The organism is Halomonas sp. Cn5-12 (assembly GCF_021532545.1).
Classification (GTDB): domain Bacteria; phylum Pseudomonadota; class Gammaproteobacteria; order Pseudomonadales; family Halomonadaceae; genus Vreelandella; species Vreelandella aquamarina.
In genome coordinates this window covers 24,878-46,788 of sequence record NZ_JAKGAY010000011.1, presented here as the reverse complement: position 1 = coordinate 46,788, position 21,911 = coordinate 24,878, and the positions used below count along the sequence as shown (strand labels likewise).

22 protein-coding genes are annotated in these 21,911 nt (G+C 56.2%); 14 read left to right on the top strand and 8 right to left on the bottom strand.

Annotation, left to right across the window (positions count from 1 at the left end):
- Positions 1-166: 166 nt before the first annotated feature.
- On the top strand, positions 167-643 hold the full coding sequence (locus tag L1249_RS08310) for an Lrp/AsnC family transcriptional regulator (protein ID WP_044630259.1): 477 nt from the start codon (positions 167-169) through the stop codon (positions 641-643).
- Between the two features lie 81 nt (positions 644-724).
- A complete protein-coding gene (locus L1249_RS08305) occupies positions 725-1,084 on the top strand; it encodes a RidA family protein (protein ID WP_044630258.1) in 360 nt (119 codons plus the stop codon).
- Between the two features lie 13 nt (positions 1,085-1,097).
- Here the strand turns inward: L1249_RS08305 and L1249_RS08300 are convergent, their stop codons facing one another.
- The 4 genes from L1249_RS08300 to L1249_RS08285 form a co-directional block, all read right to left on the bottom strand.
- On the bottom strand, positions 1,098-1,961 hold the full coding sequence (locus L1249_RS08300) for a MurR/RpiR family transcriptional regulator (protein ID WP_074210199.1): 864 nt from the start codon (positions 1,959-1,961) through the stop codon (positions 1,098-1,100).
- Complete coding sequence (locus L1249_RS08295) at positions 1,951-3,720, bottom strand: GGDEF/EAL domain-containing response regulator (RefSeq protein WP_235253498.1); 1,770 nt, start codon at positions 3,718-3,720, stop codon at positions 1,951-1,953. Before L1249_RS08295 ends, L1249_RS08300 begins: the two co-directional genes overlap by 11 nt.
- Positions 3,717-6,347, bottom strand: a complete 2,631-nt coding sequence (locus L1249_RS08290; protein WP_235253497.1) for a GAF domain-containing protein — start codon at positions 6,345-6,347, stop codon at positions 3,717-3,719. The genes L1249_RS08295 and L1249_RS08290 overlap by 4 nt, the downstream gene beginning before the upstream one ends.
- Before the next feature lie 72 nt (positions 6,348-6,419).
- Positions 6,420-7,775: an aldehyde dehydrogenase family protein gene (locus L1249_RS08285; protein ID WP_235253495.1), complete on the bottom strand. Its 1,356-nt coding sequence runs from the start codon at positions 7,773-7,775 to the stop codon at positions 6,420-6,422.
- A gap of 171 nt (positions 7,776-7,946) precedes the next feature.
- Between L1249_RS08285 and L1249_RS08280 the strand changes: the two genes are divergently transcribed.
- From L1249_RS08280 to lpxL, 12 genes are all read left to right on the top strand, one after another.
- Positions 7,947-9,095, top strand: coding sequence for a GNAT family N-acetyltransferase (locus tag L1249_RS08280; protein WP_058577487.1), 1,149 nt, complete (start codon positions 7,947-7,949; stop codon positions 9,093-9,095).
- Between the two features lie 82 nt (positions 9,096-9,177).
- Complete coding sequence (ftsB, locus tag L1249_RS08275; RefSeq protein ID WP_044630252.1) at positions 9,178-9,540, top strand: cell division protein FtsB; 363 nt, start codon at positions 9,178-9,180, stop codon at positions 9,538-9,540.
- Positions 9,537-10,247: a 2-C-methyl-D-erythritol 4-phosphate cytidylyltransferase gene (gene ispD, locus L1249_RS08270; RefSeq protein ID WP_058577488.1), complete on the top strand. Its 711-nt coding sequence runs from the start codon at positions 9,537-9,539 to the stop codon at positions 10,245-10,247. The genes ftsB and ispD overlap by 4 nt, the downstream gene beginning before the upstream one ends.
- Positions 10,247-10,735, top strand: a complete 489-nt coding sequence (gene ispF, locus L1249_RS08265) for a 2-C-methyl-D-erythritol 2,4-cyclodiphosphate synthase (RefSeq protein ID WP_062360982.1) — start codon at positions 10,247-10,249, stop codon at positions 10,733-10,735. The genes ispD and ispF overlap by 1 nt, the downstream gene beginning before the upstream one ends.
- The gene (truD, locus tag L1249_RS08260) at positions 10,728-11,768 is read left to right on the top strand and encodes a tRNA pseudouridine(13) synthase TruD (protein ID WP_062360985.1); all 1,041 of its coding nucleotides are present in this window, start codon (positions 10,728-10,730) and stop codon (positions 11,766-11,768) included. Before ispF ends, truD begins: the two co-directional genes overlap by 8 nt.
- A gap of 21 nt (positions 11,769-11,789) precedes the next feature.
- A complete protein-coding gene (gene surE / locus L1249_RS08255) occupies positions 11,790-12,536 on the top strand; it encodes a 5'/3'-nucleotidase SurE (protein ID WP_228168299.1) in 747 nt (248 codons plus the stop codon).
- Positions 12,523-13,200 (top strand): protein-L-isoaspartate(D-aspartate) O-methyltransferase, encoded by a 678-nt coding sequence (locus L1249_RS08250; protein WP_235253493.1) that lies wholly within the window; start codon positions 12,523-12,525, stop codon positions 13,198-13,200. Before surE ends, L1249_RS08250 begins: the two co-directional genes overlap by 14 nt.
- The gene (locus L1249_RS08245; RefSeq protein WP_228168298.1) at positions 13,197-14,162 is read left to right on the top strand and encodes a DUF368 domain-containing protein; all 966 of its coding nucleotides are present in this window, start codon (positions 13,197-13,199) and stop codon (positions 14,160-14,162) included. Before L1249_RS08250 ends, L1249_RS08245 begins: the two co-directional genes overlap by 4 nt.
- A gap of 28 nt (positions 14,163-14,190) precedes the next feature.
- Positions 14,191-15,231 (top strand): peptidoglycan DD-metalloendopeptidase family protein, encoded by a 1,041-nt coding sequence (locus L1249_RS08240; protein ID WP_228168297.1) that lies wholly within the window; start codon positions 14,191-14,193, stop codon positions 15,229-15,231.
- A 153-nt stretch (positions 15,232-15,384) separates the two neighbouring features.
- Positions 15,385-16,359: an RNA polymerase sigma factor RpoS gene (gene rpoS / locus L1249_RS08235; protein ID WP_044630278.1), complete on the top strand. Its 975-nt coding sequence runs from the start codon at positions 15,385-15,387 to the stop codon at positions 16,357-16,359.
- A 180-nt stretch (positions 16,360-16,539) separates the two neighbouring features.
- Complete coding sequence (gene alr, locus L1249_RS08230; RefSeq protein ID WP_137093561.1) at positions 16,540-17,640, top strand: alanine racemase; 1,101 nt, start codon at positions 16,540-16,542, stop codon at positions 17,638-17,640.
- A gap of 12 nt (positions 17,641-17,652) precedes the next feature.
- Positions 17,653-18,567, top strand: coding sequence for an LpxL/LpxP family Kdo(2)-lipid IV(A) lauroyl/palmitoleoyl acyltransferase (gene lpxL / locus L1249_RS08225; protein ID WP_054641168.1), 915 nt, complete (start codon positions 17,653-17,655; stop codon positions 18,565-18,567).
- Positions 18,568-18,645: 78 nt separating this feature from the next.
- Here lpxL and speD read toward each other — a convergent pair whose 3' ends face one another.
- The 4 genes from speD to L1249_RS08205 all read right to left on the bottom strand — a co-directional run bounded on the left by speD (position 18,646) and on the right by L1249_RS08205 (position 21,851).
- On the bottom strand, positions 18,646-19,440 hold the full coding sequence (gene speD, locus L1249_RS08220; protein ID WP_062373986.1) for an adenosylmethionine decarboxylase: 795 nt from the start codon (positions 19,438-19,440) through the stop codon (positions 18,646-18,648).
- A gap of 227 nt (positions 19,441-19,667) precedes the next feature.
- A complete protein-coding gene (locus L1249_RS08215) occupies positions 19,668-20,087 on the bottom strand; it encodes an OsmC family protein (RefSeq protein ID WP_054641169.1) in 420 nt (139 codons plus the stop codon).
- A 94-nt stretch (positions 20,088-20,181) separates the two neighbouring features.
- Positions 20,182-20,844 carry an N-acetylmuramate alpha-1-phosphate uridylyltransferase MurU gene (gene murU / locus L1249_RS08210; protein ID WP_062361000.1) on the bottom strand — a complete coding sequence of 221 codons (663 nt, stop codon included), beginning with the start codon at positions 20,842-20,844 and terminating at the stop codon, positions 20,182-20,184.
- Positions 20,841-21,851, bottom strand: coding sequence for an aminoglycoside phosphotransferase family protein (locus L1249_RS08205; RefSeq protein WP_235253492.1), 1,011 nt, complete (start codon positions 21,849-21,851; stop codon positions 20,841-20,843). Before L1249_RS08205 ends, murU begins: the two co-directional genes overlap by 4 nt.
- Positions 21,852-21,911 lie beyond the last annotated feature (60 nt).

Below are 21,911 nucleotides of genomic sequence, written 5' to 3'. Positions count from 1 at the left end.
GGGCGGCCGCTTGTGGCGTCAGCCGCTTTTAAGACGATCCTGCTTGTGACAGTCACACCAGTTTACTCAACTTGCCTTGAAAGGTTATTGCGAAAAAATGGCATTATTGAGAGTAATTGGCAGAATGTATCAATATATGCTTTTTTATTGGTAGGAGCTGTCGGCTATGACGGTATCACCCTTGACGCTGGATCGTTTTGATCGGCGTATTCTGGATGTGCTACAGGTGGAAGGGCGCATTAGTAACCAGGAGTTGGCCGAGCGTATTGGCCTTTCGCCATCGCCCTGCTTACGCCGGGTGCGGGCGCTGGAGGAGCATGGGCTGATTACCCAGTACCGTGCGGTGGTGGATGCGCGCCCGCTGGGGTTTCAGCTGATGGCATTGCTGCACATCTCGATGGACCAGCACACCCCTGAGCGGTTTGATAACTTCGAGCGACATATTCGCACTATCCCCAACGTGGTGGAGTGTTTGATCATTACCGGGCAAGCGGCGGATTTTCAGCTCAAAATTCTGGTGAAGGATATGGATGATTACCAGCACCTGCTGCTGCACGTCATCAACCGAATTGAAGGGGTGACCGGGGCCCATACGAGCTTCGTTTTGCGCCGCGTGTTTGAGCATCGTCCCGTGCCCACCTAATGCGCGTTGGCTGACGAAGCATAGGCAGTGGCTTGGTGGCGGTTTACACTAGTTTTTTTCATCTTCTTAGGAGATTAATCTATGAGCATTCAGCGTCATGATACAAAAGCTCGTATGAGCCGCGCCGTGATTCACCAGGGCGTTGCCTATTTATGCGGTCAGGTGGCGGGTCCTGAGGCGCGCCATGGCGACATCAAAGCGCAAACTGAGAGCATGCTGGCGCGGGTAGATGCGCTGCTAAAAGAGATTGGCTCCAGCCGCGAGCAGCTGCTAAGTGCCACTATCTACCTGAAAGATGGTGGCGATTTCGCAGCGATGAACGAAGTATGGGATGCCTGGGTGCCAGATGGCTATGCACCGGCACGCACCTGCGTATGCGCGCCAATGCCTGCCGACGAGTTAAAAGTGGAAATTACCGTCACCACCGCTGTGGACGCGTAACCACTAGCGACGCTTATTTAGTGGGCTTTTCCGCTGGAAAGCGGGTATCGCGCAGGCTATCTTTGATCTTTTTCAGGTGCGGCAGAAAATCTTCGCCGCGCCTAAGCGTTACCCCGGTGGCGAGCGCATCAATTAAGGTGAGCTGAATAACTCGTGAGGTCATCGGCATATAGTGGTCGGTGTCCTCTGGAGTGGCGACTTCAAGCGTGGCGGTGCACTCCTGTGAGAGCGGAGAGTTCGGTGCGGTAATGCCGAGTACGACGGCGCCTGCTTCCCTGGCCACTTTGGCGATATCCACCAGCTCCCTGGTGCGTCCGGTATAAGAGATGATCACCACCACATCGCCGGTGTGGCAGGCGGCGGCTACCATGCGCTGCATCAGCACGTCTGCATAGGCCATGACCGGCAGGTTAAAGCGGAAAAACTTATGCTGCGCGTCTTGCGCCACGGCACCTGACGCACCCAGCCCAAAAAAGTGAATCTGCTTGGCCTGCGTTAGGTAATCCACCATCCGCTCGACGGCGGCCATATCCACTTCCCGCTGGGCTTCGTCCAGCGCGGCAATGGTGGCCCCAAAGATTTTATGGGTGTACTGCGTGGCAGTATCGCCGGGCTCAACGGCGCGGGTGACGTAGGGCGTTCCCCCCGCCAAGCTTTGGGCCAGCTTGATTTTAAAATCCGGGTAGCCTTTGGCGCCAAAGTTACGGCAGAAACGGTTAACGGTCGGCTCGCTGACACTAGCTGCCTGGGCAAGGCTTGCGATGCTCAGGCTGGTGGCCGCGGCGGGGTCTTCCAAAATTACGTTCGCGACTTTGCGCTCTGAGCGGTTCAACTCTTCTAAGCGTTCCCGTAAGCGGTCTAGCAGGTCATGCGCCATTAACAGACTCCGTGGCAGGCGTTAAGTTTGGGTGAGGTTTCCAATTCGTGCACCAGCGATAAAATTCATCGGCGGGCAACGGACGAGCATAGTAATACCCCTGTGCAGCTTCGCAACCAATAGAACGTAAGTAGTCTGCTTGAGCTGCGGTTTCGATGCCTTCAGCCACCACATTACAGCCTACTGCATGGGCTAACTGGGTGATGGTCAGAGCCAGTTGGCGATCCACCGTGTCTTTTTCCAAGTCCAGCACAAAGGCGCGGTCAATCTTTAGGGTTGAAAAAGGTAGTGTCTTTACATAAGCCAGCGAGGAGTGCCCGGTACCAAAATCATCGATGGCAACAGCAATCTTTGCTTCGGTCAATTGAGCTAACTGGATGCGCGCGTTGTGCATATCGCTGAGCAGGCCGGATTCGGTGACCTCTAAAGCAAAAAAGCGCTCAGGAATGTTGTGCTTAGCTAAGCGTGTTAGTAGGTTTTGAGCAAAATCCTTACGTGCCAGCTGGCGGGCCGCCACGTTAACCGCAATATGGAAGCGGTCATTAAGAAGCCCTTGCTGGCGCCACTGCACAATATAGCGCATGGCCTCTTCTAACACCCACTCACCAATGGAGAGAATATCACCGCTTGCCTCGGCAAGGGGGATGAAATCTGCAGGTGACACATGACCAAGTTCTGGATGGTACCAGCGGAGCAGGGCTTCCGCGCCGATGACCTGCTGGGTGGCGAGCGATAGCTTGGGCTGAAACGCCAGTGACATTTCCCCCCGTTGGGTTGCCCCGCGAACTGCCTGTTGCAGGTGTAGGCGATGACGCTGCTGGGTTTCCAGAGTTTCGTTGTAGCTTTGGATACGTAAAGAGCCGTTTTGGGGCAGGGCTAGGGCGGCCATGTGCACAAGTCGCTCGGTTTCAAAATGGCCATGGGACCAGCTAATACCCATGCGGGCGTTGAGCGGTAGCAGTAAATCGCCCAGCGTCTGGTCATGGTCGAAACAGCTTAGTAGACGAGAGGCTAACTGCCGTAGCTCGGTAAGCTCAGCACTTTGGGTGATCACCAGTAGCTCGCTGCCGCCCCAGAGCCCTAATGTACATTTAGGGGATAATTGGGCGTTTAAGCGGTGGCTGATATGTATTATTAACTGGTCTGCAATACCGTAGCCATGGAGCCGAACCGCATCGTCCAAGTGATCCAAAGCAATAAACAGCAGCCCAGTGCCGTGCCCTCGTTGAGCGGCTTCTTGCAATAGCTGTGTCAGTGCCCGCCGGTTGGGTAGCTGTGTGATGGGGTCGGTGCGTGACTGGTGATCAAGCTCTTCTGTCCGCTTGGCAACCATTTGCTCCAGGGTTTCTGCTTGTTTATCGCGAACCTGGTAGCGATGCTCGACATCAAGCGTATTACGAATGCGTTGTAGCACTTCATCGTGCTTAAACGGTTTGGTAAGGAAGTCACGAATGCCCATTTTAAGCGCCCGGTGGCGGGTGTCGTCGTCAATTTGGGCGGTCAGTACAATGACAGGGGGCGTCTGGTCTGCAAAATGTTCCTGCAGTTGCTCCATCACCGCGTAGCCATCTATATGAGGCATACGGATATCGAGCAAAATCAAATCGGGCAACTGCTGCTGACAGTAGGCAAGTACGTGACGCGGGTCGCTTAGCCCATGCACATTGTCAAACCCATGATCGTCTAATAGGTCGAGAAGCAGCTCAATATTCACGCTGTTGTCGTCAACAACAAGCAGGTGTTTATTCATAAATATCATGGAGCCTTCCTTGGTGCGTCTGTTGCCGGTGCAGCGGAAAAATAGGTGCTGAGCGTTGCCGATAGCTTGTCGATATCGATAGGTTTGGTCAGGTAATCAGCAAAACCAGCGGCTAAGCCGTGGGTTAAATCACGTTCCATCGCATTGGCAGAGAGCGCAACTACATTAATATGCTTCAGTTGCGTATCGTTTTGTATGGCAGCGAGGGCTTGGTAGCCGTTCATCCCCGGCAGGTGGATATCCATAAGTACAAGATCAGGCGGTGAGTGACGCATAATCTCAAGCCCGAGTTCAGCACTATTAACGGTTTGAAGGTCCACGTGGGGGAAGTCATCAATAATGTCTTCCATCAGGCGTTGGTTGGTGGGGTTATCCTCAATATAAAGCAGCCGATAATCGCGCTGAGCTTTTTCCGCATCGGGCAAGGTGCGTGTTGCGGTCTGTTCTGTTAGTGGGGCAACGTTGGCAACAGGGAGCGTAAACCAGAAAGTAGATCCTTTGCCCGGCTGGCTGTCCACGCCAATACACCCCGACATGCGCTCAACCAGTTCTCGAGTGATTGCTAGCCCAATACCCGTGCCTTCGATGGTACCGTACTCAGCGTCTAGGCGATTAAACGGCTCAAAGAGTTCCTCTTGCCGCTCGGGGGCAATACCCGGTCCTGTGTCACTAATGCTGCAGCGTAGTTCAGAATCTTGCTGCGTTACCCCAATGGTAATGGTGCCGTGCTCGCGGTTGTACTTGATGGCATTAGATAACAGGTTGAGCAGTATCTGTTTCGTGCGGGTGTAGTCAGCAGAAACAGACCAGGTACTGTTTATTGGGTAGCGAATTAACTGAATGCCAGTGGCATTCATATTAGCTTCTAACGTGTTGCAAGCATCTTCAATGACGCCTTCGATAGAGATCGGCTCTATGGAGAGGGTCATATGCCCAGCTTCAATTTTCGCTAGATCAAGCACTTCGTTAATTAAGCTCAACAAGTGTTGGCCGCTCTTCTCAATTTGGCCGACCTGGCGCTGTTGCTTCTCGCTAAGAGGGTCGCGTCGCCCTTTACTGAGTAACTGGGCAAAACCAATGATGGCATTTAGCGGGGTACGTAGCTCGTGGCTCATGGAAGAGAGGAATTCACTCTTCGCCTTATTCGCTTTCTCTGCCTGATCCCGTGCGGCCGCTAAGTCTTTGGTGACTTGTTCGCGCTCGGCCATTTGGCGATAGAGATTAATCAGTAGGGCGCAGGTGTCGGTAAACGGCTGTAGCCAGTCCAGCAGCGCTTGGCTAAGAGGCTGCTGGCTGTTGGCAATAGCGAACATGCCAATCAGCTGGTCGCCGTTGAAAATAGGCGCGCCCAAATAGTTATTGATCCGTGGGTGGCCCGGTGGGAAACCGCCACGCTTGGCATGGCTATACACATCATCGGTAATCACCACGTTGCCATAGGCATAAACCTGCCCTAGTAAGGAGTTAGGGTTGGTAAGCATCATATCGCCACTGCGCAGCTTCTCCATCAGCTCGCGGGACTCTTTGTTCCACGAGAGATCGGTAATGGCGTGTATTTTCAGCGCGTTGGTGGTCTCAGTTGGTAGTACTTCACCAATCAGCGCGTAGTCGCTGTCGGTTAGCTCACGCAGTGCTTCCATCAGAAAGGTCCAAAGCCGCTCGCCGGACATTAGTGCCTGGTAGTCGGTAATGCCCTGATGAAGCACTTGTAATAAGCGGCGTTCCCGGTTTACGCGATGTTTTGCTTCACTGATGTCTGAAAGATCAGTCAGTATGGCTAGAAACTCAACAAATTCCTGGCGGTCATTGTGGATGGCATTTACTACCAAGTGTACGGGAATCTGATGCCCTTGCTTGTGGCGCACCACGGTTTCGCGCCCTTTTCCAACGCTCTGTTCATTAGCATCAGAAGAGAAGTAGCGGCTAATTAAATAATTGTATTTCTCCGCGGTCTCTGGGAAGGCGAGCATTCCCACATTGTTGCCGACAACTTCTTCAGCTTGGTAGCCCAATAAGTTGAGTGCAAATGGATTAATGGCGATGACATTTCCCGCCCGATCGACGCGTAGTTTACCTGTCGCACTTTTGGTAAAGAGTGCTTCAAGCTGTTTTGCCGTACGTGAAAGCCGCTCCTTAAGCTCATGTTGGCGGAGCAATTCATCTACCTGCTTGGCTAAATTGTGCAGGATGCGATGATCACGCTCAGTAAAGGTGCGTGGTTGTTCACCAATTAAGCACAGCGTACCAACGGGTAACTGGTCATCGCTGGGGCAAAGCGGGTGGCCTGCATAAAAACGGATATGAGGCTGCTCTAATACCAATGGGTTATCAGCGAAGCGCGGGTCGTTTTTGGTATCTTCAATGACTAAGGGGCGATTAGCTGCTACGGCATGAGCACAAAATGAGATATCACGGTTGGTTTCATAGGCCTCAAGCCCGCTGTGAGCTTTAAACCATTGGCGCTCTTTATCAACCAACGATACTAAAGCAATCGGCACATCAAACAGTTCGCAGGCCAGCTCAGTGATGCGATCAAAGGCTGTGTCGGCAGGTGTATCGAGAACATTGAGTGCATGCAAGGCCGTCAGGCGCTGTGTTTCATTATTAGGTAGGTCGGCGGCTTGCATAATGTTTCCTAAACGTAGTGGCCTGTAACTATAAGGCGTATTCAGTGAATATCGGACATTAGCTTAATAGCTTTAGTCAAGCCCGAGTAATTTCAGCAACCAACGTCGATAAGGGGGGCTTAACCACCGGCTGGTGGGGCGCTGGGATTGATAAAAGACGCCGCGCAAATGGCTAAAACGTTCAAAACCGTGACGGCCGTGGTAAGCCCCCATGCCGCTTTCACCAACGCCTCCAAAGGGTAAAGAGGAAACGGCGTGGTGCAGCAGCGTCTCATTAAACACCAGCGCACCAGAGCGGGTGGTATGACGAAGGGATTCCTGGAGCGCCTTGTTACGGGTGAACGCGTAGAGAACGAGTGGGTGAGGGCGAGCATTAATAAAACGAATGGCGTCGTCCATTTGCTTAACGCTAATAAGCGGCAGGATGCGGCCAAAAATCTCCTCCTGCATTAGCGCTAAACCCTGGTGCGGGTCGATGACGAGCGCGGGGGAATGGGTGCCTTGGTCAATTACACGGCAGCCGTGGTCGCGTGCTTCATCCAATAGCTGCTTGATGCGCGCTTGGTGGACATCGCTCACATAGCCGGTGGCCTCTTTTGCGTTTGGCCGCTGATGTTGGATGGCTCGCTCTAAAGTGTGAGTAAGGGCGTCAAGGTGGCAGCTCTCAACCAGTACATAGTCCGGCGCTATGCAGGATTGTCCCCCATTCATGCCTTTGCCAAAGATAATCGCGGCGGCCGCCTGTTCTAAATCAGCGTCACCCGCGACAAGCGCAGGTGATTTGCCACCCAGCTCCAGCGTGACGGGGGTGAGGTGGGTTGCCGCGGCAGCGGCTACTTGGCGGCCCGTTGCGCTTGAGCCGGTAAAGAGCAAGTGATCAAACGGCAGCGCGCTAAATGCTGTGGCGATATCAGCGCCACCTTCCACCACGCCAAACTCTTCGTCGGTGAAGTATTGAGGCACCAGTTTGGCCAATAGAGCGCTGGTATGTGGCGCCTGCTCACTGGGCTTTACCAGTACCGTATTACCTGCGGCGAACGCATCTACCACCGGCATCAAAGCAAGATGCCAAGGGTAGTTCCAGGAGGACATCACTCCCACAATGCCAAGGGGCTGAGGGGCAACGTGAGCACGAGCGGGCCACATTTTCCAAGGTACGCCTGCTCGGCGAGGGCGCATCCAGTGCCATAAGTGGCGGCGTGCATGGCGAATTGCTTGCAGCACAGCACTAATTTCAACAAGGTGTATTTCTACGTCGCTACGCTGGCCAAAGTCGGTTTGGATTGCTCGCACGATCTCTTGCTGATGGCGCTTCGTCATTTTGGCTAAGCGGGCCAAACGTTCTCGGCGCACCCCTAACGTTGGAAATGGCGCTTGGCCAGCCGTATGACGCTGAGCATTAAACATACTCGTCAGGTCGCGCTTCATAGCCTCTCCTTGGAATCATCCGTTATTGACAGTGCTGGTTTCATTGCGCGTGGGTGCAGTGTTTATCGGTCCAAAAGATCGTAAGCAAAACAAGGTGGTTCGTACGCTGTCATGGCCTTGATGGTACAGTAAACGATTCACAACCTATGCCAGTGTGCCATGGGAGATGTTATGCGTTCACACTCGCTGTCCCTTACCATTCTACCTGCGATTGATACCGTTGCGGCAAGCCAGTGGGATGCGCTGGTGAGTGAAGAGCAGCCCTTTTTACGCCATGCCTTTTTGGCTGCACTTGAAGCGAGCGGTTCGGTGAGTGCAGCTACTGGCTGGGTGCCTTGCCATTTATGCGTTTGGCAAGATTCCCGATTGGTCGGGGCGCTGCCCATGTACCGCAAGGACCACTCCTATGGCGAATATGTGTTTGATTGGGGGTGGGCGGAGGCGCTGGAGCGGGCAGGTGGCGATTACTACCCCAAAGGGCTAAGCGCTATTCCTTTTACGCCCGTGCCTGGCCCCCGAGCACTGATAGCCGCGAATGCCGATACTGCCGCTGTCCGTGAGCAGTTAGCCATCGGTTGGAAACAGCAGTGCGATGAGGTGGGGCTTTCCAGTTGGCACTTGCTGTTTGCCGAGGAGCCAGAGGTCGAGGCGTGGCAGCGCCAGTGTCCTGAGCTAATTGCGCGAGAAGGGGTACAGTTTCAGTGGCGAGACCGAGGTGTCGGCGATTTTGACGGCTTTTTAGCTAGTCTGACCTCAAAGCGTCGCAAAATGATAAAGCGTGAGCGGCGGTTAGTCGCTGATCAGGGCCTTACGCTGCATCGTCTGGAAGGTGCTGCGATTAGTGATGTCGATATGGCGCACTTCTATCGCTGCTACACCATTACATATCATGAGCGTGGCCGACCACCCTATCTTAATCACGTCTTCTTTGAACGCTTACGCCAAGTAATGCCCGAGGCGCTGATGTTGGTGCAGGTGCGTTTGGAGGGCAGGCCCGTGGCCGCTGCGCTCTATTTTCGCGGTGCACACACTCTTTATGGACGCTACTGGGGCAGTGAAATCATCGCGGACTGCCTGCATTTCGAAGCCTGCTACTACCAAGGTATCGACTACTGCCTAGCCAAGGGGCTAACCCTATTTGACCCTGGCACCCAGGGCGAGCATAAACTGGTAAGGGGCTTTGCACCGCAGCGGGTTCGCTCGCTGCACTATGTGGCCCATCCAGGGCTTGCCGCAGGGGTCGCGCAGTTTTGCCAAGAAGAGGCTGCCCATATCATGGCCTATCGCCGTGCCGCCGAAGATGCCTTACCGTTTAAATAATTCCCACAGCGCTGCGGCTCGCTGCCTATCGCCCTTAATGGCATAATGCGCGCCGTTCTCGCTTTCACAAAGGATCTCTGTGATGCACAAATGGCTTGTGGTGATACTGCTTGCCGCTCTGGGATTGCTGCAGTACCAGCTGTGGCTGGGAAACGGCGGCTGGCAAGACCTCCAGGAGGTAGAGCAACGCGTTGCCGTGCAGGAAGCCGATAACGTGCCAATGCGTGAGCGCAATGCAAGGCTCGCAGCGGAAGTCACTGACTTAAAAACGGGACTCGATGCCATTGAAGAGCGCGCCCGTAGCGATATGGGAATGGTGCGCACCGATGAACAATTTTATTGGGTGCCCGGTGTTGCCATCAAAAACGAGCTAGTGGGAATCAATGCGGGGCTGGTTTCCCTGCCTGGAGCTATACCACCGAGCAGTGAAGGCGCCGCAGAATGAGTAACACACTATGGCTCGTCGTTCCTGCAGCGGGGCAGGGCAGACGTATGGGGGCCGATAAGCCTAAACAGTATTTGACGTTGAACAATCAGCCCATTCTGGCCCACACCTTGGCAAGGCTTCACGCCGCTTTTCCGCAGGCGCGGTTGGTACTTTGCCTAGACAGCGACGACCGCTGGTTCGACCCCACCTGGGTGCCTTTTGCGCAGTGGCAGCGTGTGTCAGGCGGTGCTGAGCGTATGCATAGCGTATTAAACGCTTTGCAAGCGATGACCGCCGAGGACTCAGACCTCGTGATGGTGCACGATGTCGCGCGTCCGTGCATTACTCGTGATGATCTCCACGTGCTCTATCAAGCAGCGCAGACACACTCAGGCGGTGCGCTTCTGGCAATGCCGGTGGCGGATACCATGAAGCGCGATAACGGTGACCAGCTCAGCCAAATTACCGAACCGCGGGATGGCCTATGGCACGCGCTGACGCCACAGAGTTTCCGTTACTCGCTGCTACGCCATGCGCTTGAGCAGGCTCAGCAAACCGGCACGGTGGTCACTGATGAAGCCTCGGCGGTAGAAGCGCTGGGCGAGGCGCCACGGCTAGTGAGCGGACGCCGAGATAATCTAAAAGTGACCCACCCTGACGACTTAGCCCTGGCGGCTGCCATTCTGGCCGCCCAGTCGGCAACCGCCAGCAACAGGAGTTCCTAATGCGAATTGGCCACGGTTTTGACGTACACCGCTTTGGGCCGGGTGACCATTTAATGATTGGCGGCGTTAAGCTGCCGTTTGACCACGGTTTTGTGGCCCACTCTGATGGCGACGTACTGCTCCACGCGATCAGCGATGCGCTACTGGGTGCCTGTGCGCTGGGGGATATCGGCCGTCACTTTCCGGATACCGACCCCGCCTGGGCCGGTGCTGACAGCCGTGGCCTGCTGCGCCATGTGGTAACCCTGGTGCGTAGCGAGGGGTATCGCGTGGTGAATCTGGATGCAACGTTAATGGCCCAGGCGCCCAAAATGGCTCCCCATATTGACGCTATGCGCGCCGTCATCGCTGAAGATTTAGGAATTAGTCTTGGCCAGGTAAACGTCAAAGCCACCACTACTGAGCGCCTTGGCTTCACCGGGCGCGGTGAAGGCATTGCCGCAGAGGCGGTGGTACTGCTGACGGCCCCAGAGGCGCTGAATGCTTAACCTACCCCCATGGCAGCGTAGCCTAACGCCCGCTTTCGGCGTGCCCGCGCCAGGGCAGTACCGTGCTCAGCCGGAAGACTTTATCGTCGATGAGCAGCTTGATTTTATCCCGGAAGCTCATGGTGAACACCTGTGGCTGCGGCTTGAAAAGCGTAACCAAACCACGTTAGATATGGTGAAACAGCTAAGCCGACTGTGTGGCGTCACGCCTAGAGATATTGGCTATTCCGGCATGAAAGATCGGGTCGCGGTGGCTCGCCAATGGTTAAGCGTCCATTTGCCAGGGCGCGATGCCCCGGCGGATTTGTCGGCTTCTTTGGCAGCGCTGGGGGTTACGGTACTTGAGCAGGCACGCCACCCACGTAAGCTAAAGCGGGGCGTGCATCGCACTAACCACTTTACGCTACGCCTGAGCGGTGAGGCCGTTCAGTCGGCCGATTTTTTGCCGCGCTGGGAAACGCTCTGCGCCCAGGGCGTGCCCAACTATTTCGGCCATCAGCGCTTTGGCGCAGGGGCGCGCAACTTACAGCGTGCCGCCGCCGTGCTGGCGAAAGGCTGGCGCAAGCGCGACGACCGGCAGGGCATGATGCTCTCCACCGCTCGCAGCTTTTTATTCAATGAGCTGCTTAGCGCGCGGCTGCAGGATGGTAACTGGTGCCAGCCCATCGCTGGGGATGCTCTCATGCTTGATGGCACCCAAAGTGTGTTTGGCATTGAGGCGGTGGAGGAGAGTTTGGTGGAGCGCGCCGCTGCGCTAGACGTTCACCCAACCGGCGTGCTGTGGGGCGTTGGCCGCTCGGCTGAAGGAGATGCTGGGGCTTATGAAGCGCAGCTCGCCGCTCAGCACCCTGCACTGTGTGAAGGGCTTGAAAAGAGCGGCGTCAAGCGCGGGCAGCGTGCGCTACGTGCCCGGCTTATTGCGCCGCAAATAACCTTCGATGCAGACGCCGTGCTACTCTCGTTTGCCCTGCCGCGAGGCAGCTTTGCCACGGCGGTCATTGGCGAGTTAATTCATCATCCCGACACGGCTTAACGCTGAGGTGAGGAGATTCTGATGCGGCGACTGCTGCTTTCCAACGATGACGGTGTTCACGCCCCCGGCCTTAGAGCGCTTTACGAGGCACTAACACCCCACGCTAACCTACGCGTGGTTGCCCCTGACCGTGACCGCAGCGGGGCCAGTAATTCGCTGACGCTATCGCGTCCGCTTGCGCTGACGGCGTTAGACAACGGCTTTTATAGTGTGGACGGCACTCCGGCCGACTGCGTCTATTTAGGCGTGAATGGGGTGTGGGACGAGCGTCCTGATTTGGTCATTTCAGGGATTAACCATGGCAGTAACCTCGGTGATGACGTGCTTTATTCAGGCACGGTCGCCGCCGCGATGGAGGGGCGTAATCTAGGTATGACGGCGATTGCCATGTCGCTGTGCGGCGCCCACCATTTTGCGACGGCAGCCCAGTTTGCCGCGAGCCTCATCGGTGCCGCTGATCAACTCTCACTGCCGCCTCGTACGCTGCTGAATGTGAACGTCCCTGACCTGCCCTGGGAAAAAATCAAAGGTGTTAAAGTTACCCGCTTGGGCTACCGCGGCCCAGCCGAAAAGCCTGTGCCGGTGCAAGACCCCCGGGGCCGTACCCGCTACTGGATTGCCCCGGTGGCGGCTAACGCTGACGACGGTGAAGATACCGACTTTGCGGCCATCGAAGCAGGTTATGTATCGATTACGCCACTGCAAACTGATTTAACGCGCCACTCCGCGCGTCGTGATGTGCAGGACTGGTTGGATGCCTTTGCCTGAGCTATCTCCTGGTGAGCGGCGCGGCCGTGGAATGACTTCCCAGCGCACCCGTGACCGTATGATCAAGCGCCTGATTCAACAAGGCGTGCGTAACCAGTGCGTGTTAGACTTGATGGCCAGCGAGCCGCGTCATCTGTTTGTCGATGAAGCGCTCGCTCATCGCGCCTATGAAGATACCGCTCTACCCATTGGCTTCGGCCAAACGCTGTCGCAGCCGCTAACCGTCGCGCGCATGACGGAGTTAGTGCTGCGCGCGTCGCCCCAGCGCGTGCTGGAAGTGGGGACTGGTTCAGGTTATCAAACGCTGATTTTGTCGCGCCTAGTAGAAACGCTTTACTCCGTGGAGCGAATCTATACGCTGCACGAGCGAGCAGCAGAGCGGCTATGGCGGCTAGGTGCCCCAGCGACATTAGCTGTGGCCGACGGCAGCGAAGGCTGGCCGGAAGCTGCGCCCTTTGACGTTATTTTGCTCACGGCCTGCGCGCAAACGCTGCCGGAAGTATTACTTGAACAGCTGAGTTATGACGGTGTGCTTATTGCACCGCTGGAAGAGTCAGATGGCAGTCAGTGGCTTACCCAAATTAAGCGTATTGGCTCTGCCTTTGAAAAACGCAGGCTTGAACCCGTGCGTTTTGTACCCCTATTGCAAGGAGTGGTGGATTGAAGCGTCGACCCATAGGACTGTTTTTAAAAGGCGCCGGGATGGGCGCTGCCGATGCAGTACCTGGCGTATCGGGAGGCACGATTGCCTTTATTACCGGTATTTATGAAGAGTTAATCAACACTATTAAACAGTTTGGGCCTAGCGCCTTTGGCGCTTGGCATCGCGAGGGCTGGGTGGGCTTAAGTCGGCACCTGAACTTGGCGTTTCTAATACCGCTACTGCTGGGTGTTGCGGTCAGTTTGGTGAGCGTGGCTCACTTAGCGCTGTGGCTAATGGAGGCGCAACCGCTGCTATTGGAGGGGTTCTTTTTCGGGCTTGTAGCGGCCTCGGCACTGGTGGTCGGGCAGGCTGGAGAACGATGGAAAATTTGGTACTTGCTGCCGCTGGCGATTGGGTTAATGTTAGCCAAATTGCTTCCCGGCATGATGCCGCTGGTGCTGATGATTGGCAATGAAGCGCTGGTAGTCATAGTAGCTGGCGCTATCGCGATTAGTGCGATGCTGCTGCCTGGTGTATCCGGCAGCTTTTTATTGCTGACGATGGGACTCTACGGCACCATCATGGGGGCTATTCGCAGCTTCGATCTTGGCATTATCATGCTGTTTGGAGTGGGGTGCATCATCGGGTTGGCGCTCTTTTCACGACTGCTTTCGTGGCTATTGCGGCGCTACCATGGCGCGACACTACAACTATTGTTGGGCTTTATTGTTGGCTCGCTACCGGTTCTCTGGCCCTGGCGTGAGCTGTTACGCTACCAGCTAGGTCCCGATGGGCAAATGATTCCGCTGGATTATCGCTATCTATTACCCAGCGATTACGCCGTGCTGACAGGGGCGTCGGCACAGGTAACTGGCGTGATAACGTTGATGGTCGTCGGTGCGCTACTCGTCGTAGCGCTCAACCGTCGTGCGGCCACTCATGCCCAGCATCACTCGACAGATAATCGTTCCATTGATCGTTAGCACGGCGTTGAACAGGAGTAGGGTTTCCATGCGTAAGGTTTTTATGATGACGGTGCTTGCACTGGCGGTGAGTGGCTGTGCCAGTCAGCAGTCCAACACTCCCCAGGTGCGCGATTTGAGCGACGCACGCCGTGCGGTGGAAAACTCACCACAGTACACCGTTAAAGCAGGCGATACGCTCTATGGCATCGCGTGGCAGCACAATCTGGACTATCGCCAGCTCGCCGCCATCAACAATATCGATGCGCCTTACCAAATTTATCCTGGTCAAACCATCGCTTTGCGTGAAGGAGCGGGAGGTATGTCGACTTCGTCTGGCAGCAACGCGTCACCCGCTTCGACCAGCGGTGCCGTTGCTACGGGGCTGCAACCACAAGCCACTGCCGTGGCAAGCAATGACCAGGAGCTCGACTGGCTGCTGCCGGACGAGAGTGCCATCGAGCGCAACCAGCGCCTAACCGCCGAGCGGGCTGAGCGCACGGCGGTGGAAGCATCCCAGCAGGTAGCTGCCGCTGCTAATGCCCCGGTTGAATCCACTAATCAACAGCCGCCAGCCCAGCCCGCGCAGGAGCCAGCGCCCACGCCTGAACCGACCCCAGAGCCAGAGCCGGAACCTGCCGCTGAGCCGGAACCTGCCGCTCAGCCCACTCAAACCGTCCGCACCGATCGCTCGTCGCGTACCTTTACGCCTGCCGAAAACATCGATTGGCAATGGCCAACCGATGGTCAGGTCATCGGTGAGTTTGGGCAGGGAGGCAGCATTACAGCAGGGATTGATATCGCTGGGCAAAAGGGGCAACCTATTCGTGCAGCAGGCCCTGGTATTGTGGTCTATGCCGGTAGCGGTGTACGTGGCTACGGTAACCTAATACTACTGAAACATAACGATCAGTTTCTCAGCGCGTATGCACATAATGATAGTTTAAGCGTCAAAGAGAATGATGTCGTCGAGGCAGGTGAAGTGATTGCCACGATGGGCGATAGCGATGCAGATGCCGTCAAACTGCATTTTGAGGTGCGCCGCGATGGTCAGCCGCAAAATCCGTTGGACTATCTGCCATCGCGCTAGTCATTACCTAGCAGGTGTAACGTGTCAAGCCTGCTAGGGCAACCCGCATAGCTGAATTAGAGCGTCATATAACAATAAGGTGTATGCGCACAGGGAGTGCGACCACCCTTACTTTTCTAAATGGCGGTTAGGCGAGACAACGGGGGTATGAACATGAGTATGCTGGAGAAGGACCTACAGGAGATTGACCTGGATGAGGTTGAAGAGGCGTTAGATGACGCTGACGACGACGCCACGGCAGAGGAGGAGGCGTTTGAAAAAGCGCTGGGCCGTGAAGACCGTCAATCGACTCAAAGCTTGGATGCGACACAGATCTACCTTAACGAAATTGGCTTTTCTCCGCTGCTGACGCCGGAAGAAGAAGTGTACTATGGCCGCCTAGCGCGTAAAGGCGATGCGCTTGGCCGCTCAAGGATGATTGAGTCTAACCTGCGCCTAGTGGTCAAGATTGCCAGGCGCTACCTGAACCGAGGCTTAACGCTGCTCGATTTAATCGAGGAAGGTAATCTTGGTTTGATTCGGGCGGTGGAGAAGTTTGACCCCGAACGGGGCTTCCGCTTCTCTACTTACGCCACGTGGTGGATTCGCCAAACGATAGAGCGTGCGCTGATGAACCAGACGCGTACTATTCGTCTGCCGATTCACGTGGTGAAAGAGCTCAACATTTATCTGCGTGCTGCCCGTGAGCTGACTCAAAAGCTGGATCACGAAGCTACCGCCGAAGAGATCGCTGAGCATCTTGATAAACCGGTCGAGACAGTTAAGAAAATGCTGGGGCTTAACGAGCGGGTGTCGTCGGTGGATTCTCCCATGGGCGGCGACAGCGATAAGCCGCTGATTGATACGCTCACCGACGATGAGGTGCTGGGGCCGGAAGCGTGCTTGGTGGATGGCGACGTGCGCGAACACGTAGACCACTGGCTGGATGAGCTAAGCGAAAAACAGCGCGAAGTCGTGGTACGCCGTTTCGGTTTACGCGGTCACGAGGCAGCAACGCTGGAAGAAGTGGGTGCCGAGATTGGCCTAACGCGGGAGCGCGTTCGACAAATTCAGGTAGAAGCGTTAAAGAAGCTGCGCCGCTCCCTGGAAAAACAGGGGCTTTCCCTCGACGCGATTTTCGAGAGTTAATTCCGGGTCGAGAGTTAAACCAGCTGCTTCCGACAAGCCCAACGGAAGTATTAAATAGCGCACCGAGTTATCTGCTCGGTGCGCTGTTTTTAGGGCGAACCATTTTCATTCATACATTACTGAGTGACTCCGCTCAGTCCGGCAAGTACGCCGGTCAGTGACCTAGTAAGTGAGAGAGCCATGCGCCCGTTAGTGGCCCATATTGATTTGGACGCGCTGCGTCACAACTATCAACTGGCGTGCCGCTGCGCCCCGCAAAGTCGCTCAGTTGCCGTCATTAAAGCCGATGCCTACGGCCACGGTGCACTGGCTTGTGCCCGTGCCTTAGAAACTGACGTTCCGGCATTTGCAGTGGCCTGCATCGAAGAGGCGCTGAGCCTGCGCGAAGGAGGCATCAAAGCGCCCATTGTGCTGCTAGAGGGTATTTTCAGTGCCGATGAGCTGGCGCTGGTCGATCAGCACCGTTTATGGATCAGTGTGCACAGTGCGTGGCAGGTCGAAGCGCTGCTGGCGTATTCGCCACGGCAGCCTATTCCTGTTTGGTTAAAGGTGGATTCGGGGATGCACCGTTTGGGGTTCTCGCCGGAGGAAGCGACCAGTGTTTGGCAGCGTTTGGTGGATGCGCCGCAGGTAACGGCGCTGCATCTGATGAGCCACTTTGCCACCGCCGATGCGAAAGATCCTAGCTACTTCAACCGCCAGATGAATACGCTAAAAGCGCTGGCTGCCAAGCTGAAGGCACCGCTGTGTCTGGCCAACTCCCCGGCGACGCTGGCATGGCCTGCCGCACATGGCGACTGGAATCGCCCCGGCGTGATGCTCTATGGCAGCGACCCGCTGGAAGTGCCCAACGAGATCACCCAGCAGCTACGCCCGGTGATGACATTACGCTCAGAAATTATTGCGTTGCGCGAGTTGGCGGAGGGGGATCAGGTGGGCTATAGCGGCCGCTGGAAGGCCAAGAGACCCTCTAAAATTGCCGTAGTCGCCGCAGGTTATGGCGATGGCTATGATCGCCACGCGGTCGACGGCACGCCGGTGCTAGTCAATGGGCAGCGCTGCCCCATTGCCGGTAAGGTCTCGATGGATATGCTGACGGTGGACGTTACCGACGTGCCTGATGCTGCGATTGGCAGTGAAGTGGTGCTATGGGGAGCTGCTAGCAATGGCAGTGTGCTGCCGGTGGACGAGGTGGCCCGCTACTGCGATACCATCAGCTATACGCTGCTGACCGGTGTGCTTCCCAGGGCTCCTCGGCGCTATCATGGGGCTCACGTTTAAACGGTTATCTGTATGTCAAAAGCGTCTTATCCGCGCTCCTTTGCGCACCCTCGCTACTGGCCGACATGGCTGGCGATTGGCCTAATGTATGTGGCCGCGTGGCTCCCCTGGCGGTTGAAGCTATGGGTAGGTAAAGCGATTGGCCTGCTGGCGTGGCGCTTCGTGAAGCGTCGTCGGCACATCACCGCCACGAACATCGCGCTCTGCTTTCCAGAAAAAAGCGCCGACGAGCAGCGCCAACTGGTCAAAGAGACATTCATTGCCAACGGGATCGGTTTGGTCGAAACCGCAACTGGCTGGTGTCGTGATGCCGAAGGGCTGCGTCATCGAGTGGCCTATCACGGCCAAGAGCACCTTGCACGCGCTAAAGCCCAGGGCAAAGGCGTGCTGGTGGTGGGTATCCACTTTTCGACGCTGGACTTAGGCGGGGCGTTGCACTCGCTGTTCTTCCCGGCAGATGTGGTTTACCGCCCCCATAACAACCCGCTGTTCGAGCGATTCATGACCCGAGCACGTTCACGCATCTTTGGCCAAGCCATTGATCGCCATGACCTGCGCGGCGTGGTGCGCCGCATCAAAGCGGGGCACATCGTGTGGTACTCACCGGATCAGGATTTCGGCCGCGATGTGAGCGTCTTTGCGCCGCTATTTGGTCAGCAAGCGGCGACGATTCGTCTTACGGCCAAAATTGCCCGCATGACGGGCGCCCCCGTCGTTCCGCTGATGTTCCACCGTAATCCGGATAATCGCACCTACACCATTGAGTGTTTGCCGGCGTTCGAGGATTTCCCCTGCGGCGATGAACTGGCCGATGCTACGCGGGTAAATGCCTTCATCGAGCGAGCGATACGCAAACATCCCGAGCAGTATCTATGGCTGCATCGGCGCTTTAAAACCCGTCCTGAGGGCGAGGCAGGTTTTTACTAGCCGTATCAACAAAGCGCATAAAAAAAGCTGCCCGCGGGCAGCTTTTCGGTGGCTTCATAGCTTGCTTAAGGCAACGCCTTAATCGAGATTACGGGAGTAGAAGATCTCCAGCATCTCTTTACGTAGGCGGCTTTCGATATCCCGCGCTTCTTCGAAGGTGATGTCGCGGCGCGACGTGCCGAACAGGTAGTTATCCAGCTCGAAGTCCTTGAGCAGCATCTTGGTGTGGAACATGTTTTCCTGATACACGTTCACGTCGATCATCTGATAGGCCTGCTTGGTGTCTTCCGCCAAGTAGTCCTGGATCGAGGTGATGTCGTGGTCAATAAACAGCTTTTTGCCATCCACATCCCGCGTAAAGCCGCGCACGCGGTAATCCATGGTCACGATATCGGAATCAAAACTATGGATCAGGTAGTTCAGCGCTTTCAGCGGGCTGATATGCCCACAGGTCGAGACATCGATATCCAGACGGAAGGTGCTGATGCCGTTGTCAGGGTGCGACTCCGGGTAGCTGTGTACCGTCACATGGCTCTTATCCAGGTGGGCCACCACGGTTTCCGGTAGCGGGCCTGGGCCTGGTTCGATTTGCCCTGCGGTTGGCTCATCCAGCTCGTGTTCGGCGATCAGGATGGTCACACTCGCGCCATGCGGCTCATAATCCTGACGCGAGATGTTCAGTACATGAGCGCCAATGATGTTGGTGACGTCTTTCAGGATCTGCGTCAAACGTTCGGCGTTGTAAAGCTCATCGATATAGTCGATATAAGCCGCACGCTGCTCTTCGGTTTTGGCGTAACAGATGTCGTAAATATTGAAGCTCAAAGAGCTGGTCAGGTTGTTGAACCCGTGGAGTCGGAGATTATCTGACACTTCCGAACCTCCCTATGGCAGATGAGGACACCCCGACGAGCCAGCGCCGGAACCGATAAACACTTGTCACCGTGCTAACGCAGCCGCCGTGAAGACGACCCCGCACTACGCAGTAAAGGGAAAAACAAGCGGGCGTATTATGCCCGCCCAGGGCGTGGCTTGCATCCAGTCACGCCATTTTTTTGATGCTGCAGCGTCACCCGCGTGGCCAGCCGACCCATGACGGCTCAAGCTTCGCGGATCTCATAGGAGTGAGTGATCTCAACGCCGCCTTTGACCAGCATGATAGAAGCGCTGCAGTATTTCTCTGCCGATAGCTCCACAGCCCGCTGAACCTGCTTCTCTTTTAAGCCACGACCAGTGACCACAAAGTGGACGTGGATCTTGGTGAACACGGACGGCACTTCATCGGCGCGCTCGGCGTCCAGCTCGGCAACGCAGTCGGTGACCTCTGCGCGGGCCTTATCAAGAATGTTCAAGATATCAAAGGCGGTGCAACTGCCCATGCCCATCAACAGCATTTCCATCGGCCGAGGGCCGGTGTTGCGACCGCCGTGGTCGGGTGGGCCATCAATCACAACGCTGTGTCCGCTACCGGATTCCGCTACAAACTGGCGGCCATCGGTCCATTTTACCCGTGCTTTCACGTTGCTCTCCTCATCTTGGCGACGAAAGGTAAGTCGCGCAGCATAACATTTCTAGAAGGCAACGCACGGCTTCATCGTGCGCTGCCAGTTGGTATCAGGCTGATTGAAGGTGCCTATCAAGCTCGGCTAGTCGCTCGGGGGTTCCCACATCAACCCAGTGGCCCGCAAAGTGCTCGCCGCTAACGCGGTGCTCTGCCATGGCCCGTTTCAGCAGTGGGGCCAGGGCGAAGGCGCCGGCAGGTTCAAAGGCGACCAGTTCAGGGCGTATCAAACTGATGCCTGCAAAGGTGAAGCGAGCCTCCCCGTGTGGTGAAACGCGCCCCTGGCGAAGTGAAAAATCGCCTTCAGGGTGATGGGCAGGGTTATCCACCAATACCAGATGCGCCAAATCACCTGCTGCCAGCGTGGAAGCACTCGGTAGGTAGTCACACCACACATCACCATTGACCAGTAAGAACGGCGCATCGCCCAGCAGCGGTAGTGCCTGTTGAATACCACCGCCGGTCTCAAGCGGGCTAGCCTCCTGGCTCCAGTGAATGCGCATTTGGTAGGCCGAGCCATCGCCCAGTGCAGAGATAATTTGCTCGGCACGGTAGCTCACGTTAATGACCACTTCATTAATGCCTGCACGCTTTAAACGCTCCAAGTGGTGCACGATCAGCGGTTTGCCCGCCACGGGCAGCAATGGTTTAGGGCAGTGGTCGGTGAGCGGGCGCATCCGTTTGCCCAGGCCTGCCGCCAAAATCATCGCCTTCATGGCGCGTCCTCTTCCAGGCGCTGCATGATCGCCGGGCGCAGCACGCCCGTTACCCAGTCGGCAAACTCGCGGTGTTGGGGTAGGGCCGCTAGGCTATCTTCCAGGTGCGCCAAAAAGTGGGGCAGGCGGGCTAAATAGCCTTCTTTGCTGTCGCGCAGCGTCAACCGACAAAAGATGCCCAGCACTTTCAGCGAGCGCTGTGCGGCCATGGCGTGGCACTGCGCTAAAAAAGTTTCCTCGCTGACCGAGCGGGTCAGGCGACCCTCTTGCCGCGCCTGCTGATAGAAAGCGCCGACGAAGGAGGCAAACTGGTCAGCGCTAAAACGGCAGTAGCGGCCCCGCAGTAGCGAAATAACGTCGTAGCTGAGCGGGCCTGCCACGGCGTCCTGGAAGTCGATCATGTAAAGCGTTTGATCGTGCAGCATCAGGTTCATGGCATCGAAATCGCGGTGGACGCTCACCACCGGCTGCGCTAATGCATGCTCTATCAATTTATCGCGTACTGCCTCCCAGCTATCGGGAACTGATAGCGACAGCCAGCGCCCCAGGCACCACTCGGGAAATAGGTCCAGCTCCCGGCCAAGCAGGGCGGCATCGTAATCAGGCAGGGCGGCCGGGTTAGTGCGGTTTTGCAACTGGGCAATGAGAGCGAGTGCGTCTAAATGGCTCTGCTCTGTGCGTGCTGGATCGGTGAAGGTAGCCTGCAGCGGTGTGTCGCCCAAGTCATCAAGCAGCAAAAAACCAGCGTCTAAGTCGCTGGCGTGAATGTAAGGCACAGGCAGCCCGGCGGCGTGCCAGCGCTGGCCGATAGCCACAAGCGGCGCCGAGTCCTCCTGTGCCGGGGGTGCATCCATCACCACTTGGGTGTTGCCATCCGGTAGCGTTAGTCGAAAATAGCGCCTAAAACTGGCGTCACCGCCCGCAGCAGAGAGGCGAATAGTGGCGCTATCAAGGCCGTGGTGTTGCGCCGCCCACTGAGTGAGGGCGTCAATCCGAGAAGAGGACATGCAAGCTCCTTGCTGGTCGGGCATCATGCGGGCTGTATAATACCGATTCTGGATGCCAAG

Bases quoted from the DNA above. Each gene is read 5' to 3' on its own strand.
- truD (WP_062360985.1), top strand. From the start codon at position 10,728: ATGCTTAACCTACCCCCATGGCAGCGTAGCCTAACGCCCGCTTTCGGC.
- L1249_RS08310 (WP_044630259.1), top strand. From the start codon at position 167: ATGACGGTATCACCCTTGACGCTGGATCGTTTTGATCGGCGTATTCTG.
- ispD (WP_058577488.1), top strand. From the start codon at position 9,537: ATGAGTAACACACTATGGCTCGTCGTTCCTGCAGCGGGGCAGGGCAGA.
- L1249_RS08205 (WP_235253492.1), bottom strand. From the start codon at position 21,851: ATGTCCTCTTCTCGGATTGACGCCCTCACTCAGTGGGCGGCGCAACAC.
- L1249_RS08305 (WP_044630258.1), top strand. From the start codon at position 725: ATGAGCATTCAGCGTCATGATACAAAAGCTCGTATGAGCCGCGCCGTG.
- murU (WP_062361000.1), bottom strand. From the start codon at position 20,844: ATGAAGGCGATGATTTTGGCGGCAGGCCTGGGCAAACGGATGCGCCCG.
- ispF (WP_062360982.1), top strand. From the start codon at position 10,247: ATGCGAATTGGCCACGGTTTTGACGTACACCGCTTTGGGCCGGGTGAC.
- L1249_RS08295 (WP_235253498.1), bottom strand. From the start codon at position 3,720: ATGATATTTATGAATAAACACCTGCTTGTTGTTGACGACAACAGCGTG.
- ftsB (WP_044630252.1), top strand. From the start codon at position 9,178: ATGCACAAATGGCTTGTGGTGATACTGCTTGCCGCTCTGGGATTGCTG.
- lpxL (WP_054641168.1), top strand. From the start codon at position 17,653: ATGTCAAAAGCGTCTTATCCGCGCTCCTTTGCGCACCCTCGCTACTGG.
- L1249_RS08300 (WP_074210199.1), bottom strand. From the start codon at position 1,961: ATGGCGCATGACCTGCTAGACCGCTTACGGGAACGCTTAGAAGAGTTG.
- L1249_RS08290 (WP_235253497.1), bottom strand. From the start codon at position 6,347: ATGCAAGCCGCCGACCTACCTAATAATGAAACACAGCGCCTGACGGCC.
- L1249_RS08280 (WP_058577487.1), top strand. From the start codon at position 7,947: ATGCGTTCACACTCGCTGTCCCTTACCATTCTACCTGCGATTGATACC.
- rpoS (WP_044630278.1), top strand. From the start codon at position 15,385: ATGAGTATGCTGGAGAAGGACCTACAGGAGATTGACCTGGATGAGGTT.
- alr (WP_137093561.1), top strand. From the start codon at position 16,540: ATGCGCCCGTTAGTGGCCCATATTGATTTGGACGCGCTGCGTCACAAC.
- L1249_RS08285 (WP_235253495.1), bottom strand. From the start codon at position 7,775: ATGAAGCGCGACCTGACGAGTATGTTTAATGCTCAGCGTCATACGGCT.
- L1249_RS08240 (WP_228168297.1), top strand. From the start codon at position 14,191: ATGCGTAAGGTTTTTATGATGACGGTGCTTGCACTGGCGGTGAGTGGC.
- L1249_RS08250 (WP_235253493.1), top strand. From the start codon at position 12,523: ATGCCTTTGCCTGAGCTATCTCCTGGTGAGCGGCGCGGCCGTGGAATG.
- surE (WP_228168299.1), top strand. From the start codon at position 11,790: ATGCGGCGACTGCTGCTTTCCAACGATGACGGTGTTCACGCCCCCGGC.